We start from the raw sequence: 15,105 nt of genomic DNA, 5'->3' as shown, positions 1-15,105 counted from the left end.
CGCCTGCCGGCCAGTTGCCAGCACACGAGCCCAACCCGAGTTCGCCGAGAACAACGTCGACGTCAGCTCAGCTCAGCTCAGAGAACCCTCTGCTTGAGCTCGCGGGGTGAAGATTTTGGCCAGGTGATAGTCGAGCGTGCGCCGTACGTCGTCCAGGGTGCGGCGCTCGTGCAGTACGTCCCCTCCGAGCCCGACCGCCGCCGCCACCAGGAGGTCGGCCTCGCGTTGGGCGTCCAGGCCGGGAGCCGTCTGCCCGCCCACCTGGGCCGTGGCGATGAAACCGGCGACCAGCTCCTCCAGGGGGTGGTCGTCGCTCAGGAAGACCGCCGCGATCGCGGGGTCGGTGAGGCTGCGGGCGTAGTACGCGGAGAACACCCGCAAAGCCATGGCCCGTTGGGCGTCGAGCGGCAGGAACTCGTCGAGCATCGCGCTGAGTACGCCGCGCAGGTTCTCGGGGTCGAAGTGGACGCGGGTCCTCGCGAGGCGTTCGTTCTCGCGGTGGAGCAGGTGCAGGGCCGCGACAAGAAGCTCGTGCTTGCTGCCGAAGTGGTACTGGACCACGCGCAGCGACACCCCCGCCTCGATCGCGATCTCCCTCATGCTGGCAGCCTCCAGGCCCCGCTCGGCGGCGATGCGCCACACCGCACCGGCGATCTGGCGGCGCCTGCGTGACCGGGCGTCGGAGGCGGGCGCGGGGCGCTCGGGCGCCGGGACCGGGGGCCGTTTCCGCTGCCGGTACGCCCTCGCCTGGCAGCTGCGGGAGCAGTAGAGGGAGGGGCGGCCGCGCTTGCCCGCAACGCTGATTCCGGCACGGCAGACCGTGCAGCGGGCCGCCTTCTTTTCGTCACGCATGATTCCCATTATAGAACCTGGAATGTGTGACGTAATTGGGATAATGCGCCTTGTTTATAAGGACATTCGCAATCTCCGCTGATACGTTCGTAACGTGAAGTACGACATCCTGCAAATCCTCGGCGCAGTCCTGATGTGTTTCTCCGCGCAAGGCGTCATCCGACTGCTCATCGACCACGACTACACCGGCCTCCTCGGCCCGCTCCCCGGCGGCTTCGCGGTTCATCTGATCGCCTACGCCATGCCGCTCGCCGTCGGCGTACTCCTGACGGGCTGGTCCCACACCCAGGCGAAGGCGCTCGGGCGCCGCGACTGAGGCCTGCACAAGCGCTTGACGGTTGTCCAACTTTCGCCGAACGTAGGGGAATTGGGCGCAAATCTACGCGCTGCGTTGTGACGGCTGGGGGGAGCCGAACATGCAACCTGGTGACGAGCACGCCGCCGGAGCCGACCACGGAACCGACCACGGGGCCGGCCAAGGAGCCGAACCAAACGACGCGGTGCCTGGCCAGGGGCCCAGCGATGAGGCTGCCGGCCCCCGTGACAGCACGCCCGACGGCACCGCTCCGGTCCCGGAAGGCGAGAGCCACAGCCCGGAGCCGAGCCAGGAGCCGAGCGGGGAGCAGAGTCCGATGCCGGGCGCTGCTCCGGGTGAAGCCCCGAGTGAAGCCCCGGGCGCAGGCCCACCCACTCCCCCGGCCCAGGCGCCCCACGGAGGCCAGTTCGGACCACCGCCCCCGATGGCACCCATGGCACCGATGACACCCATGGCACCGCCACCCCCGCCCCTCCCACCGCCTCCCACCGCCCCGCCCACCATCGGCCCGCCCCAGGCGCCCGCACCCGCACCCGCCGCCCCCGACGCCCTGCGCGCCCTCTCCGCCGCCCTCCTCAACCTCACCGGCCTCGGCCTCGGCTACGTCCTCCTGAGGCGTTGGCTCCTGGCCGCCCTCTGCTGGGCCGCGACCGCCGCGCTGCTCTTCGTGGCGTTGCCCGCCGAAGTCGACGGCGTCCCCGGCGGCGTAGTCGTCGGGTTCGTCGCCTTCCTCGCCCTCGCGGCGGCCGACGGGGCCCGCCGCGCGCTCCGTACGCACCAGAACTGGCCGCTCCGCGCACCCCTCGCCGTCGGGCTCGGGCTCGTCCTGCTCGCCGTCCCCGCCGGAGGCGTCATCGCGTACGACGCCGCGCGCGACGAAGCCGTCGAGGAGATGCTGCTCGACCGGCTCGACAAGGCCGACAAGATCGTCACGGCCGCCGAAGGACGCACCTTCGAAGCCGCCAAGGACGACTACCGCTCCGCCCTCGCCGTCTACCGCGACCTCGGCGACGACCACGCCGGATCGAAGGCCGCCAAGCGCGTCCCGGACAGCCTCGCCGCGTACTACAAGTCCGTCGCCGCCCCCTACGACGAGCGCAAGTACTGCGACGCCCTCGAGCCCCTCAAATACCTCCGCACCCTCCCCGACTCCCTCGGCAAGGACCGCCTCGGCACCCTCGCCACCTGGCCCGACGACCGCCTGGCCAGCTCCCTCTACGAGTGCGGCAGCCAGGGACTCGGCACCGCGAAGGCAACCGGCGGTGGCGGGTCCGGCGGTGGCGGGTCCGGCGGTGGCGAATTCGGCGAACTCCTCCGCACCTTCCCCGACTCCGACCAGGCCGGGAAGGTCGAGCCCGCCATCCGCGAAGCCATCGACTCCCGCTCATCGGACCTGAAGGGCGCCGAACCCTGCCGCGCCACCGAAGAACTCCGCAGCATCGGCTCCACCGCCAAAGCCCTCCCCGGCGACGCGGGCGGCAGCCTCTCCGGCGACGCCGCCGGTGCGGTGGAGTCCGGGATGTACGCCTGCGGTGTGGACGAGTTCAAGGACGGGAAGTTCGGGGAAGCCGCCAAGACGCTCAACGGCTTCGCCGGGACCTACAAGAGCAACGGCAAGCGCGACCGTGCCAAGCAGATCGCCATCGCCGCCGAGATCGCCGCCACCCGCCCGGCGGCGGGCCGCAGCCTGCCGCCCACCAAGTCACCGGGCGGCGCGAAACTCACTTACATCGTCGAGAACGGCGGCCCCGGCCCCCTCGAAGTCCTCTACACCGGCCCCACCACCGGCAGCCTCAAGCTCACGTCATGTGGCAACTGCAAGACGTACGCCAGCAAGGCCAAGGGCAAGAAGGCCTGCCTCGCTGGCAAGGGCTACCCGAAGCGGACCCTCCAGCTGCCTCCCGGCGACTACCACTTCCTCTACAAGCGCGGCTCGAGCAGCGGCGCGGGAAGCGTCCGCAACAACGCCGAGGGCAGCAAGGTGCAGCCCGGCTACCGCTACACCGACTGCTCCTACGTCGTGACGGGCGGCGGCCTCGGAGACCTTGACGGCCTCGACGGGCTTACCTGACGGGGCATGTGAGACTCAGTCACCTAACCAGGTCACAATGAGAGGAGTTCATGACCTCTCGTCATGAGACCTGGTCAGAGGGCTCGCCGGGCCCTCATTGCCCGGCGTCACTCACCGTGATACACAGAGTGACCATACGTTTCAGCCAACGAATGACGCCAAGTCGACATGCACTGGCCCGTTTGTCGGCGAGAATGAGCTGTCCTCTGCACTGCGGTAGGCAGAGGTGACAGAACAACCCACTAGGGGCGGTGAGTTACACATGCTTATGGCAGCCGAAAAGGGCGACATCACCACCATCATCGGCGGGATCGCCCCCGACTGGGGCCCCTTCGGGAGCCTGGGCAACGAGGCACGGGTGATGATCGAGGTCGTGATGGCGATCGCCATCCTCCTCTGTCTCGGCATTGCCATCTGGGGCGCGGCGAAGCAGCGCATCGGCGCGACGGCGCTGCGCGACACCTTCAGCGCCGAGCAGGGCAAGGGCCTGATCATCGCGGGCCTGACCGGCGTCTTCATCATCGGGTCGCTCGGCACGGTCTTCACCATCGTGTACGGCATGGCGGTCTAGTCCCGGAGCCCTCCCACGTCCCCTTCCCCCACCCCCTGTCCCCCTTCGACCCACCCATCCGTCGTGCCCACCGGCAGAGGTTGCTGCTCCCTGATGTCGAGTCACCACACCGCGCCCGCGCGGGAACCAGCACGGCTACCGTCGTACGTGGCGGTTCACCGAGAGGTTGAGGGGGCGTACACGTCATGAGTCCCGACGACGAGCGGAACGACGGCCGCTTCGGCGGCTCGGGCGAGACCCGGACGCGGCTCCCGGAGGGCGAGGGGGGCGGCCAGGGTGTGTACGGGGGAGCGCGCAGATCCAGCCGTTCTTCGTCACGGAGCCTCGTGACGGTGGTGGGTGTGGTCGTACTGCTCATCGCCGCTATCGCGTTCGCGAACCGGAGCGGCGACGATTCCTCCGGAGGCGGGGGCGGAGACGGGGACGGCAAGAAGGCGGGGGCGGCTCCTACCGCGCCCACGGGGGAGAAGCCTGTCGACGGCAAGACGTCGGGGATTGCTTCGGGGTTCGCGAAGAGTGAGCAGGGCGTACAGAGCGCCGCGTCCAACTACGCGGTGGCGCTGGTCTCGGCCGACATCCTCAAGCCCGCCCGCAGGACCGAGATCGTGCGTCAGGTCTTCCTCCCCAACAAGGTGGACGAGCTTGAGCGGGATTTCGCCAAGACGTACTCCAAGGAGTTCCTGGACAAGGTCGGCCTGGACGCGAACGGCAACTCCGCGCCCGGCGAGACCTACGTATCCCGCACCGTGCCCGTCGGCACCAAGACCACGGCGTACGCGGGCAACGCGGCGACCGTGCAGGTGTGGTGCACGGGCGCCTTCGGTACGGCCGGGCAGAAAACGACGAACCCCGTCAGCAACGACTGGTTCACCATGACGTTCAAGCTGCGGTGGTCCGGCGGGGACTGGAAGGTCGAGCGGTACTCCTCGAAGGACGGCCCGTCCCCCGTGAACGGCGACAACAAGGTCTCCACGGCCGACGAGATCGCCAAGGCCGTCCAGGAGTACGGAGGGTTCACGTATGCCCGGTAGCCGACGTGCCCTGAAGCTCACGGCCACGGCTGCGGCCGTGCAGTCCGCTGCGATCCTGCTCGCCTCGCGTGCCTACGCTGTGCCCGAACCGGACGACGACAAGTGCGACCTCATCGTCGGCCCCGCCAAGGAGTACTGCGAAAAAGGCAACGACAGCGGCAGCGGAGGTGGAGGAGGTGGCAAATACCCCACAGACGACCCCCTCAACTCCACCCTCGACCCCCTCTCCTCCCTGGCAAAGGGCTGCGCGGAGGCCGCCTCCTGGACCGTCGACAAGCTCTCCACCGCCGTCAAGGAGACCGCCGAGGTCGACTTCACCAACGCCAACTTCCTCAAGCAGTACGCGGTCGTCTTCGCCGCGTCGACCATCCTGACCCTGCTCCTCTGGCTTCTCGCCGTCGCCAAACGCGCAGTGCGCGGCGTCCCCCTCACCACCGCGCTCTCCGAAGCCATCGGGTTCCTCTGGCTGACGGTCCTCGCCTCCGCGTTCACGCCGCTGATCCTCTATACGGTCGTCTCGGCGACCGACGGCGTCACGGACGTCATCGCGAAAGCGACGGGCGGTCAGACGGACACGTTCTTCGGGACGTTCTCAGGGGCACTGAAGAAGGGCGAGGACATCGGCGGCGGGCCGATCATGCTGATCGTCGTCTCGCTCGTCTCGATCCTCGCGGCCGGCGTGCTGTGGCTGGAGCTCGTCATCAGGGCCGCCCTGCTCTACGTAGGCGCACTGCTCGGCACCGTCGTGTATGCGGGCCTCGTCGACAAGAACCTGTGGACGCACGTCCGCCGCTGGGCCGGGATCATGATCGCGGTGATCCTCGTCAAACCCATCATCGTGATCGTGCTCGGCCTCGCCGGCGCGCTCTCCGCCGATGACGGGCCCGACTCCTTCTCGGCGGTCGTCTCCGGACTCTCGATCATCCTGCTCGCCATCTTCGCGAGCGCCATGATCTACCGCTTCGTCCCCGGCTTCGGCGACGAGATCGCCAACTCCAGGAACAACCGCATCTCCCAGGGCGCCCAGAACCGCGCCGCCGCCGTCATCACCTCCCCCGCGTCCCTCGTCTCCCAGGGCATCAAGACCCACAGCTCACGTGGAGGCGGCGGAGGAGGAGGCGGCAACAACCAGGCGCGGCCTTCCAACCCCGTCAGCGGCGGCGTAGCCGCCCACAGCAGCCGCCCCAGCTCCGGCGGAGGCGGCGCCAGCGGAGGCGGAGGCGGCGGATCCGCCGCGCCCCCCGCACGCAACAGCGCGACAAGTACCCCTCACGCGCGCAACCGCGGCACAGGCACAGGCACAGGAAATGGCTCCACAGGCAGTAGCAACCGCACGGGAGGTGAAGGGCGTTGACGACTCAGTCCCACGTGTCGCAACCGATCGCGCCCCGCCGCACATATCTGATCGGCCGCGCACGGCCGAACGCCATCGTCGGCAAGAACCGGGAGACCGGCGAGATCGCGCTGATCATCGCGGGGGCCTTCCTCGGGATGATGTGCGGACTCCTCGTCCCTGTCCTCTCCCTGCGCATCGTGCTGCTCACGGGCTTCCCGATGCTGGCGATCGCCGCGGTCTACGTCCCCTACAAGGGCCGCACGTTCTTCAAGTGGTTCGAGATCAACCGCAGCTACAAGCGCTCCCTGAAGCGCGGCACCGCCTACCGCTCCACCGTCCCCGAGGCGGGCGTCCGCTTCGACGGCAAGGAGGTCGAGGTCGGCCCACCGCCCGGCATCGGCCGCATCAACTGGCTGGCCGCGCCCTTCGGACCGGATGAGATCGCCGTACTGCTGCACGCCGACCGGCGTACGGTCACCGCCGCCATCGAGATCGAGGGCCCCGGCGTAGGCCTTCGTGACTCCGAGGACCAAGAGACCCTGGTCGACCGGTTCGGCACGCTGCTCAAGCATGTCGCCAACGGCGACGGCTTCGTGACGCGCCTTCAGATGCTCGCGCGCACCCTCCCCGCCGACCCGGACGCCCACGCCAAGGACGTCGGCATACGAGGCGACGACCGCGCACTGCCCTGGCTACAGCAGTCGTACGAACAGCTCCAGTCGATGGTCTCCACCAGCAGCGAGCAGCACCGCGCGTATCTGATCGCCTGTATGCACTACTCCCGCGATCTGGCCGCCGAGGCCCAGGCGATGGCCCGCGCCAGCCGCCCGCTCGGCGGCCGGAAGCTCGACAAGGACGCCGGTCTCGCGGTCGTCATGGCGCGCGAGCTGACCGACATCTGCTCGCGGCTCCAGGAAGCCGACATCCGCGTACGCCAGCCACTCGGCCAGGGACGGCTCTCCTCCCTCGTGCACTCCATGTACGACCCCGACCACCCCATCGACCACATCCAGGCCATGACGAAGCGCAACGCCTGGCCCGCCGAGCTCGACGCCATGGAGCCCACCTACCTCCAGGCCAAGACCCGCGAATCCTCCACCCGCGCCCCCTGGTGCCACGCCACGGCCTGGGTCAAGGAGTGGCCGATGACGCCGGTCGGCGTCAACTTCCTCGCCCCGCTGCTCGTCCACACCCCGGACGTGATCCGCACGGTCGCGGTGACCATGGACCTCGAACCCACCGAGGTCGCCATCGAGCGGATGCTGACGGAGAAGACGAACGACGAGGCGGAAGCCAGCCGCCAGGCCAAGATGAACCGCACCGTCGACCCCCGCGACATCGCGTCCAACTCCCGCCTCGACCAACGCGGCGAGGACCTGGCGAGCGGCGCGGCCGGAGTCAATCTGGTCGGCTACATCACCGTCTCGTCCCGCTCCCCCGAAGCCCTCGCACGCGACAAGCGCACCATCCGGGCCTCGGCCGGGAAGTCGTATCTGAAGCTGGAGTGGTGCGACCGCGAGCACCACAGGGCCTTCGTCAATACGCTGCCGTTCGCGACCGGCATCCGACGCTAGAGGCGAGGGCTGCGAAGATGCGGGATCCGCTGACCATCCTCACGGACGCCTTCACGTCCTTCCTGTTCGGAAAGGTGGAGACGACCAGACTCCCGGTACGTACGTCGACGGGGCAGGCTCAGGCGGTCTATCTGCCGACCGCCGCACCCGGCCTCGGCGACTCGGGCGTGATCATCGGGCGCGAGGTGTACTCCGGCAAGGGCTACATCTACGACCCCTTCCAGCTGTACGGGCAGCAGCTCCCGGCCCCGCACTGGCTGGTGCTCGGCGAGTCGGGCAACGGCAAGTCGGCGCTCGAGAAGACGTACGTACTACGGCAGTTGCGCTTCAAGGACCGGCAGGTGGTCGTCCTTGACGCACAGGGCGAGGACGGCGTCGGCGAATGGAACCTCATCGCCGAGGAACTGGGCATCACCCCCATCCGCCTCGACCCGACAGCCGCCCTGGACATGGGCATCCGCCTCAATCCTCTCGACCCGGCCATCACGACGACCGGTCAGCTGGCGCTGCTCCGCACCATCATCGAGGTCGCGATGGGGCACGGCCTCGACGAGCGCTCGGGCTTCGCGCTCAAGGTCGCCCACGCGTACGTGAACGAGACGATCGTGGAGCGCCAGCCGGTCCTGACCGACATCGTCGAGCAGCTCAGGCACCCGGAGCCGGAGTCCGCCGAGGCCATGAACGTCGCCATAGATGACGTACGGGCATGGGGTCTGGACGTCGCGCTCGTCCTGGACCGTCTTGTCGACGGCGACCTGCGGGGCATGTTCGACGGCCCGACGACGGTCGGCATCGACCTGGACTCCCCGCTCATCGTCTTCGACCTCTCCCACATCGACCGCAACTCGATCGCGATGCCGATCCTGATGGCGATCGTGGGCGTCTGGCTCGAACACACCTGGATCCGCCCGGACCGCAAGAAGCGCATCTTCCTGGTGGAGGAGGCGTGGCACATCATCAACTCCCCCTTCGTGGCACAGCTCTTCCAGCGCCTGCTGAAGTTCGGCCGACGGCTCGGGCTTTCCTTCGTGGCCGTGGTCCACCACCTGAGCGACGTGGTGGACGGGGCGGCGGCGAAGGAAGCCGCCGCGATCCTGAAGATGGCCTCCACGAGGACGATCTACGCCCAGAAGGCGGACGAGGCGCGAGCTACGGGCCGGGTGCTCGGCCTGCCCCGCTGGGCGGTGGAAATCATCCCCACCCTCACGCCCGGCATCGCGGTGTGGGACGTGAACGGCAACGTCCAGGTGGTCAAACACCTGATCACCGAGACGGAACGCCCCCTGGTCTTCACCGACCGCGCCATGACGGAATCGTCGGCGGACCAACTCCTCGGCGACGACGCGCTGCGGGCGGCCGAGCTGGAGGCGGAGGAGCGGGCGGCGTACATGGAACAACAGATGAACGACCCCTCGTCATCGTCGTCGTCATCATCGTCGTCATCGCGTTCCGGGGTGGCGTGAGGGATGGGATACCGGGAGCCTGAGCCCTCCGAGTACCGCTACCGGGGTGGGCGCCGCGAGTCGAGGGAACGGGGCATCCCGGACGGCCTCCTGGTGGGCGGCCTGGCCTTCGTCCTCGGCCTGACGGTCCTGTTCTGGTCGTCCACGGGCCTCGCGGGCTTCTTCTCCCACGGCTCCTGGCCCCAGCACGTCACCTTCGCCAATACGCCGGTGGCGATGCGGCACCTGGTCCAACAACCCCACGACATCGCGGGCGCGTGGCCGACGACCCCGGCATCACAGCTCACGGGCTACGGCCTGGTCTGGGGCCTGCTGATCGGCCAGCTGATGGTGCTGGTGGTACTGACGATCTTCGTGATGGGCACGGTCACGCGGTGGCGCGCGGTGCGCAGGGCGAGGCGGTTGCCTGGGCCTGTGGCTCCGGCACAGGAGCCATTCGAGCAGTCGGCTCCGGTCGAGGCCGCTCCCGCCGAGACGGCTCCCGCTGCTGCCCCCGCTGTGGGCAATCGTTCCGCAGGGCGATGGGGGTCCCCCCGCTCGAAGGGAGTTGAGAGTGGGGGAGGGTGGGCACAGCCCACGATGCCGGGCGCCGATGAAATGAGCGCCAGCCCCGCCGAGGGGCACAGCACAGAAACCCCGAGCACCGAGAAAGCCACGGTCCCAACCCCCCGCACCCCCTTGGTACTCGGCCCCGCCGAAACCCGCCGCGAACACGCGATCCAGGCCATCCGCGACGCGGAAAGCGCGGCCCTCGTCCTCACATCGGACCCCACCCTGTGGGAGGAAACCAAGGACGCCCGAGCGAAGCTGGGCCCCGTCCTGGTCTACGACCCCTCCCACCTCTGCGACACCCCCGCAAGAATGCACTGGTCCCCCACCACCAACTGCGAGGACAAGGCAGTGGCCGCACAAAGAGCCACCGCCCTGCTGGCCGCCATAAGGCCCAGCGCCAAGCTGGACAGCAGCGTCGCCGACACCGCCGAAACCCTCCTCCGCAGCTTCCTCCACGCGGCAGCGGTGGACGGCCGCCCCATCAAGCACGTCCACCGCTGGGCGCAAGGAACCGGCGTCCAGGAAGCCGTCCGCATCCTCCGTACCCACCAGAAGGCCACCTCGGGCGCGGCGGGCGAACTGGAGGCGGCCCTCACCGCGTACCCGGAACGGCGCGACATCGCCCAAGAGTTGACGGCCCGCGCCCTCTCCGCCCTCTTCACCCTGAACGTACGAGAATCCTGCACCCCAAACCGAACTGATTCGCTCACCCTGGATTCCTTCATCAATGAAGGGGGCACGCTTTTCGTGGTGGGTGAAGCCATCGAGGACCCCAAATCGCCCAAGGGGCCGGGCGCGATGCCCCTCCTCACGGCGCTCGCCTCAAGCGTGGTCGAGCACGGCCGGCGCATGGCCGAACGGTCATCCTCCGGCCGGCTCGACCCACCAATGACACTGGTCCTCGACGATGTCGCCGCCGTGGCGCCGCTGCCCCAGCTCCCGGAGCTCCTGTCCACCGGCGCGGACCGCGGCCTCCCCACCCTGGCCCTCCTCCGCTCCCGCGAACAGGCCCGCACCCGCTGGCCCCACGCGGAACTTCCGGGCTAGGCACGGTCCGGCGCCCGCTAGGTACGGTCCGGCCCTCAGGGTCCCCGTCCTACCCCGGTACTACCCGCCCCCACCCACATCCCGCCCCAGGTCCGACGCCCCGCGCCCCCGCGAGCGCCAGCATCGGAAGCATGATTCGGGCCTACGAACTGACCAAGCGCTACGGCGACAAGACCGTCGTCGACAACCTGACCTTCACCGTCCACCCCGGCACCGTCACCGGCTTCCTCGGCCCCAACGGCGCGGGCAAGTCCACCACCATGCGGATGCTCCTCGGCCTGGACGCCCCGACCCGAGGCCGCTCCACCATCGGCGACCGGACGTACGCGGCGCACACCGCACCCCTGCACGAGGTGGGCGCGCTGCTGGAGGCCCGGTCCGTCCACCCGGGCCGCACCGCCTTCCACCACCTGATGGCCCTGGCCCACACGCACGGCATCCCACGCCACCGGGTCGACGAGGTCCTGGACCTCGTAGGCATCCACGAGGTGGCCCGCAAGCGCGTGAAGGGCTTCTCACTCGGCATGGGCCAGCGGCTCGGCATCGCCGCCGCGCTCATCGGCGACCCGGCCACGGTCATCCTCGACGAGCCGGTCAACGGCCTCGACCCCGAGGGCGTCCTGTGGATCCGTAACCTCCTCAAGTCCCTTGCTGCGGAAGGCCGTACGGTCCTCGTCTCCTCGCACCTCATGAGCGAGATGGCGCTGACCGCCGAGCACCTGATCATCATCGGCCGAGGCAGGCTCCTCGCGGACACGACGGTCGAGGCGTTCGTACGCGATTCGGGCACCGGCTCCGTCAGGGTCGTCACCCCCGAGGCGGGCCTGCTCGGCGAGCTGCTCGCAGCACCCGGCGTACAGATCACCAGCGAGACGTCGGGCGTCCTCGACGTACGCGGCACGGACGGCGAGCACATCGGCCGCACAGCGGCACAGCACGGAATCCCTCTCTTCGAACTCACCCCGCACACCGCGTCATTGGAGCAGGCGTTCATGGACCTGACGCGGGACTCGGTCGAGTACGTCGCAACGGTCTCGGCCCCCGTGCCGGAAGGAGCAGCCGCATGAGCACCACCACGACAACCACCACCTCCACCACCTCCACCACAGCCACCCCAACCGCCCCCTACCACCTGACCTCCCGCGGAATCCTCCGCTCCGAGTGGCACAAGCTGTGGACGCTCCGCTCCACCTGGATCATGCTCGGCCTGGCAAGCATCTTCACGATCGCCCTCGGCATGATCCTCGCAGCCACCTACACACCCGACCCGGCCGACGAGGTCGACCCGGTCACCTACACCCTGCTCGGCACCCAGATCGGCCAGGTCGCGATCGCGGTCCTCGGCATCCTGATCACCGCGGGCGAGTACTCGACGGGCATGGTGCGGGCCACGATGGCCGCGGTGCCGCGCAGGCTGCCGGTGCTGTGGTCCAAGGCCGCCGTGTTCGGGACAATCGCGCTCGGGACGCTCCTCGCCACCAACTTCCTCGCGTTCCCGCTGGCCGAACTGTTCCTCGGCGGCACGGACCTGGAGGCGTCCCTCGGCGACCCCGGCATCGCACGCGCCCTGGCAGGCTCCGCCGCGGGTACCGCACTCATCGGCGTCATCGTGCTCGGCCTCGGCTCGGCGCTGCGCAGCGTTCCGGGGACGATCGGAGCGTACGTAGGCGGCCTGATCCTCCTGCCGCAGCTCGCCACGATGATCCCGAACGACACGGTGCAGGACGCCCTCAGCTACTTCCCACTCCCGGCCGCCGAGTCCCTCGCGGCCCTGCATCCCGCGTCCGGTGACTTCTCACCCGGTGCGGGCCTACTGACACTGTGCGCGTGGGCGGTGGCATCCCTGGCAGCGGCGGCGTATCTGCTGAAGCGGCGCGACGTATGAGCGTTGCTCGTACGAGGATGAAGCCGTGACCCCGGCCCTGAGGACCTCGGACAAAGGCGCCCCGGACCCCGACCATGACCACGACTGGTCCGCGGGCGCCCAGCCCCTGACCCGCTACGTCGAGCGCGGCGTCCAGTGGCTGCGCTCCTTCGACCGGCGGCACCCGTGGGCCTGGGACCTCCACCTGGCCGGGTTCTTCGTGTTCGCCGCGTTCATCGACCTCATGGGCGACGGCTGGCGGAACATCGCCCAGAACACTGACGTCCCGGCCTGGGCCCTGTACGCGATCACGCTCGCCGTGACGGTGCCGCTCCTGTGGCGCCGCACCCACCCGCTCGCGGTCTACGGCGTCATGCTGCTGGCATCCCTGGCCAACAACTGGACGGGCGCCGTACTCCAGGCATCGCTCACCCTGCTCATCGTCGTCTTCAACATCGCGATGCGGCTTCCACTGCGGACGCTGGCCTGCGCATACGGCCTGACCTTGGCGCCGGTCGTGGTCGGCCGCCTCCGCTATCCGAAAGGCAGTTGGGACCAGCAGATCGTCCCGACCCTGATGAGCTTCGCGATCGTCGCCCTGCTCGGCATCGCGGTCCGCACCCGCCAGGAGTACATGGCATCGCTGGTGCAGCGCGCCCGTCAGCTCGAAGTCGAACGCGACCAGCAGGCACAGCTCGCCACCAACGCCGAACGCACGCGCATAGCCCGCGAGATGCACGACATCATCGGCCATAATCTCTCGGTCATCACCACCCTCGCCGACGGCGGTTCGTACGCCGCCGCCAAGTCCCCGGAGCGCGCCGCCCAGGCCCTCACCGCCATCGGCACCACAAGCCGCCAGGCCCTGACGGAACTGCGCCGACTCCTGGACGTACTGCGGGAGGACGCTCCCGAGACCGCCGCCGCGCTCGCTCCCCAGCCCGCCATGACCGACCTGGACCAACTCATCGACGGCGTACGGTCCGCGGGCCTTCCGGTACGCAGCACGGTGCGCGGCCGGGCGGACTCCCTCCCGGCGGGCAGACAGCTCGCGGTCTACCGGGTGGTGCAGGAGGCCCTCACGAACACCCTCAAGCACGGGGGCCCGGGGGCGACGGCATCTGTGGAGGTCGTGTACGGCGATGAAGGCGGCGGGGACTACGGGGTGCTGGCGACGGTGACGGACACGGGGGTCGGCGGCACCCCGGCCGGATCGACCGGCCGTGGCCTCACGGGAATGCGCGAGCGAACAGCCCTCTACGGAGGGACACTTGAGACAGGCCCACTACCGCACCCGCCGGGCGGCTGGCGCGTAGAACTCCGTCTCCCGCTCCCGCTCCCCCTCCCGAAGGACTCCGCAGAGTGACCACTGTCCTCATCGTCGACGACCAGCCGATGCAGCGCTTCGGGTTCCGTATGCTCCTGGAGAGCCAAGACGACATGAGGGTGGTGGGCGAGGCCGGCAACGGCAGCGAGGCGGTCCGTATGACCGCCGAACTCCACCCGGACGTCGCCCTGATGGACATCCGTATGCCGGGCCTCGACGGCATCGAGGCCACCCGCCGCATCGTTGCCGCCGGCGACCGCACGAGGGTCCTCATCCTCACGACCTTCGACCTCGACGAATACGCCTACGCGGGCCTGCGTGCGGGAGCTTCCGGCTTCCTCATCAAGGACGCCCTGCCGGAGGAACTCCTCTCCGGCATCCGCGCGGTCGCCACAGGAGACGCGGTAGTCGCCCCCAGCCTGACCCGCCGCCTCCTCGACGCGTACGCCGACCACCTGCCGAGCCACTCCGGCGAGCACACCGACCCATACCGAGATCCGCGCCTGGCTTCGCTGACGGACCGGGAGCGCGAAATCCTGACAGTCATCGGACAGGGCTGGACGAATGCGGAGATCGCGGGGCGGCTGCACCTCGCGGAGTCGACGGTGAAAACGCATGTGGGCCGCATTCTCGCGAAGACGGGGGCGAGGGACCGGGTGCAGGCGGTGATTCTGGCGTACGACGCGAAATTGGTGAGGCCGGAGTAGAGGCCGGAGTAATTCCCCTTGATCGCCCCTGAATGCCACTGAACCCCCTGAATGCCCCTGAACGCAGAAAACCCCCGCACCCAGAGGGTGCGGGGGTTTCCCGTTAATAATAGTTCGGCGGCGTCCTACTCTCCCACAGGGTCCCCCCTGCAGTACCATCGGCGCTATGAGGCTTAGCTTCCGGGTTCGGAATGTAACCGGGCGTTTCCCTCATGCTATGACCACCGAAACACTATGAAACTGTCAACCGCACCGTAGTCGTGGCCCGACATACGGGGTTGTTCGTGGTTTCAGAACCAACACAGTGGACGCGAGCAACTGAGGACAAGCCCTCGGCCTATTAGTACCAGTCACCTCCACCCGTTACCGGGCTTCCAGATCTGGCCTATCAACC

At 68.9% G+C, this 15,105-nt stretch carries 13 protein-coding genes and 1 rRNA gene; 12 read left to right on the top strand and 2 right to left on the bottom strand.

The genetic code is table 11. The features are described 5' to 3' along the window. Positions 1-72: 72 nt before the first annotated feature. On the bottom strand, positions 73-852 hold the full coding sequence (locus ACGFSB_RS25530; RefSeq protein WP_393403572.1) for a TetR/AcrR family transcriptional regulator: 780 nt from the start codon (positions 850-852) through the stop codon (positions 73-75). 94 nt (positions 853-946) lie between these two features. On the opposite strand from ACGFSB_RS25530, the gene ACGFSB_RS25525 reads away from it, so the two are divergent. From ACGFSB_RS25525 to ACGFSB_RS25470, 12 genes are all read left to right on the top strand, one after another. Next, positions 947-1,168, top strand: a complete 222-nt coding sequence (locus tag ACGFSB_RS25525) for a hypothetical protein (protein WP_393403570.1) — start codon at positions 947-949, stop codon at positions 1,166-1,168. Between the two features lie 451 nt (positions 1,169-1,619). Further along, complete coding sequence (locus ACGFSB_RS25520) at positions 1,620-3,239, top strand: hypothetical protein (RefSeq protein ID WP_393403567.1); 1,620 nt, start codon at positions 1,620-1,622, stop codon at positions 3,237-3,239. 262 nt (positions 3,240-3,501) lie between these two features. Next, positions 3,502-3,810 carry a hypothetical protein gene (locus tag ACGFSB_RS25515; protein ID WP_160505898.1) on the top strand — a complete coding sequence of 103 codons (309 nt, stop codon included), beginning with the start codon at positions 3,502-3,504 and terminating at the stop codon, positions 3,808-3,810. A gap of 185 nt (positions 3,811-3,995) precedes the next feature. After that, positions 3,996-4,841: a hypothetical protein gene (locus tag ACGFSB_RS25510; protein ID WP_393403564.1), complete on the top strand. Its 846-nt coding sequence runs from the start codon at positions 3,996-3,998 to the stop codon at positions 4,839-4,841. Then, positions 4,831-6,195, top strand: coding sequence for a hypothetical protein (locus ACGFSB_RS25505; RefSeq protein WP_393403562.1), 1,365 nt, complete (start codon positions 4,831-4,833; stop codon positions 6,193-6,195). Before ACGFSB_RS25510 ends, ACGFSB_RS25505 begins: the two co-directional genes overlap by 11 nt. Next, positions 6,192-7,751, top strand: coding sequence for an SCO6880 family protein (locus ACGFSB_RS25500; protein WP_393403560.1), 1,560 nt, complete (start codon positions 6,192-6,194; stop codon positions 7,749-7,751). The genes ACGFSB_RS25505 and ACGFSB_RS25500 overlap by 4 nt, the downstream gene beginning before the upstream one ends. A 17-nt stretch (positions 7,752-7,768) precedes the next feature. Continuing rightward, positions 7,769-9,214 (top strand): ATP-binding protein, encoded by a 1,446-nt coding sequence (locus ACGFSB_RS25495; RefSeq protein WP_393403557.1) that lies wholly within the window; start codon positions 7,769-7,771, stop codon positions 9,212-9,214. A 3-nt stretch (positions 9,215-9,217) separates the two neighbouring features. Next, positions 9,218-10,813: a type VI secretion protein gene (locus ACGFSB_RS25490; RefSeq protein ID WP_393403554.1), complete on the top strand. Its 1,596-nt coding sequence runs from the start codon at positions 9,218-9,220 to the stop codon at positions 10,811-10,813. A 131-nt stretch (positions 10,814-10,944) separates the two neighbouring features. Further along, a complete protein-coding gene (locus ACGFSB_RS25485) occupies positions 10,945-11,880 on the top strand; it encodes an ATP-binding cassette domain-containing protein (protein ID WP_393403551.1) in 936 nt (311 codons plus the stop codon). Next, the gene (locus ACGFSB_RS25480) at positions 11,877-12,698 is read left to right on the top strand and encodes an ABC transporter permease (RefSeq protein WP_393403548.1); all 822 of its coding nucleotides are present in this window, start codon (positions 11,877-11,879) and stop codon (positions 12,696-12,698) included. The genes ACGFSB_RS25485 and ACGFSB_RS25480 overlap by 4 nt, the downstream gene beginning before the upstream one ends. A 25-nt stretch (positions 12,699-12,723) precedes the next feature. Then, a complete protein-coding gene (locus ACGFSB_RS25475; protein ID WP_393403546.1) occupies positions 12,724-14,043 on the top strand; it encodes a sensor histidine kinase in 1,320 nt (439 codons plus the stop codon). Continuing rightward, entirely contained in the window at positions 14,040-14,711 is a 672-nt protein-coding gene (locus ACGFSB_RS25470) for a response regulator (protein ID WP_393403543.1), read from the top strand. Before ACGFSB_RS25475 ends, ACGFSB_RS25470 begins: the two co-directional genes overlap by 4 nt. A 112-nt stretch (positions 14,712-14,823) precedes the next feature. On the opposite strand, the gene rrf is transcribed toward ACGFSB_RS25470, so the two are convergent. After that, positions 14,824-14,940: ribosomal RNA gene (gene rrf, locus ACGFSB_RS25465) — 5S ribosomal RNA — on the bottom strand. Positions 14,941-15,105 lie beyond the last annotated feature (165 nt).

It is taken from the genome of Streptomyces sp. NPDC048441 (genome assembly GCF_043200235.1).
Classification (GTDB): domain Bacteria; phylum Actinomycetota; class Actinomycetes; order Streptomycetales; family Streptomycetaceae; genus Streptomyces.
This window is presented reverse-complemented; position numbering and strand designations above follow the sequence as displayed.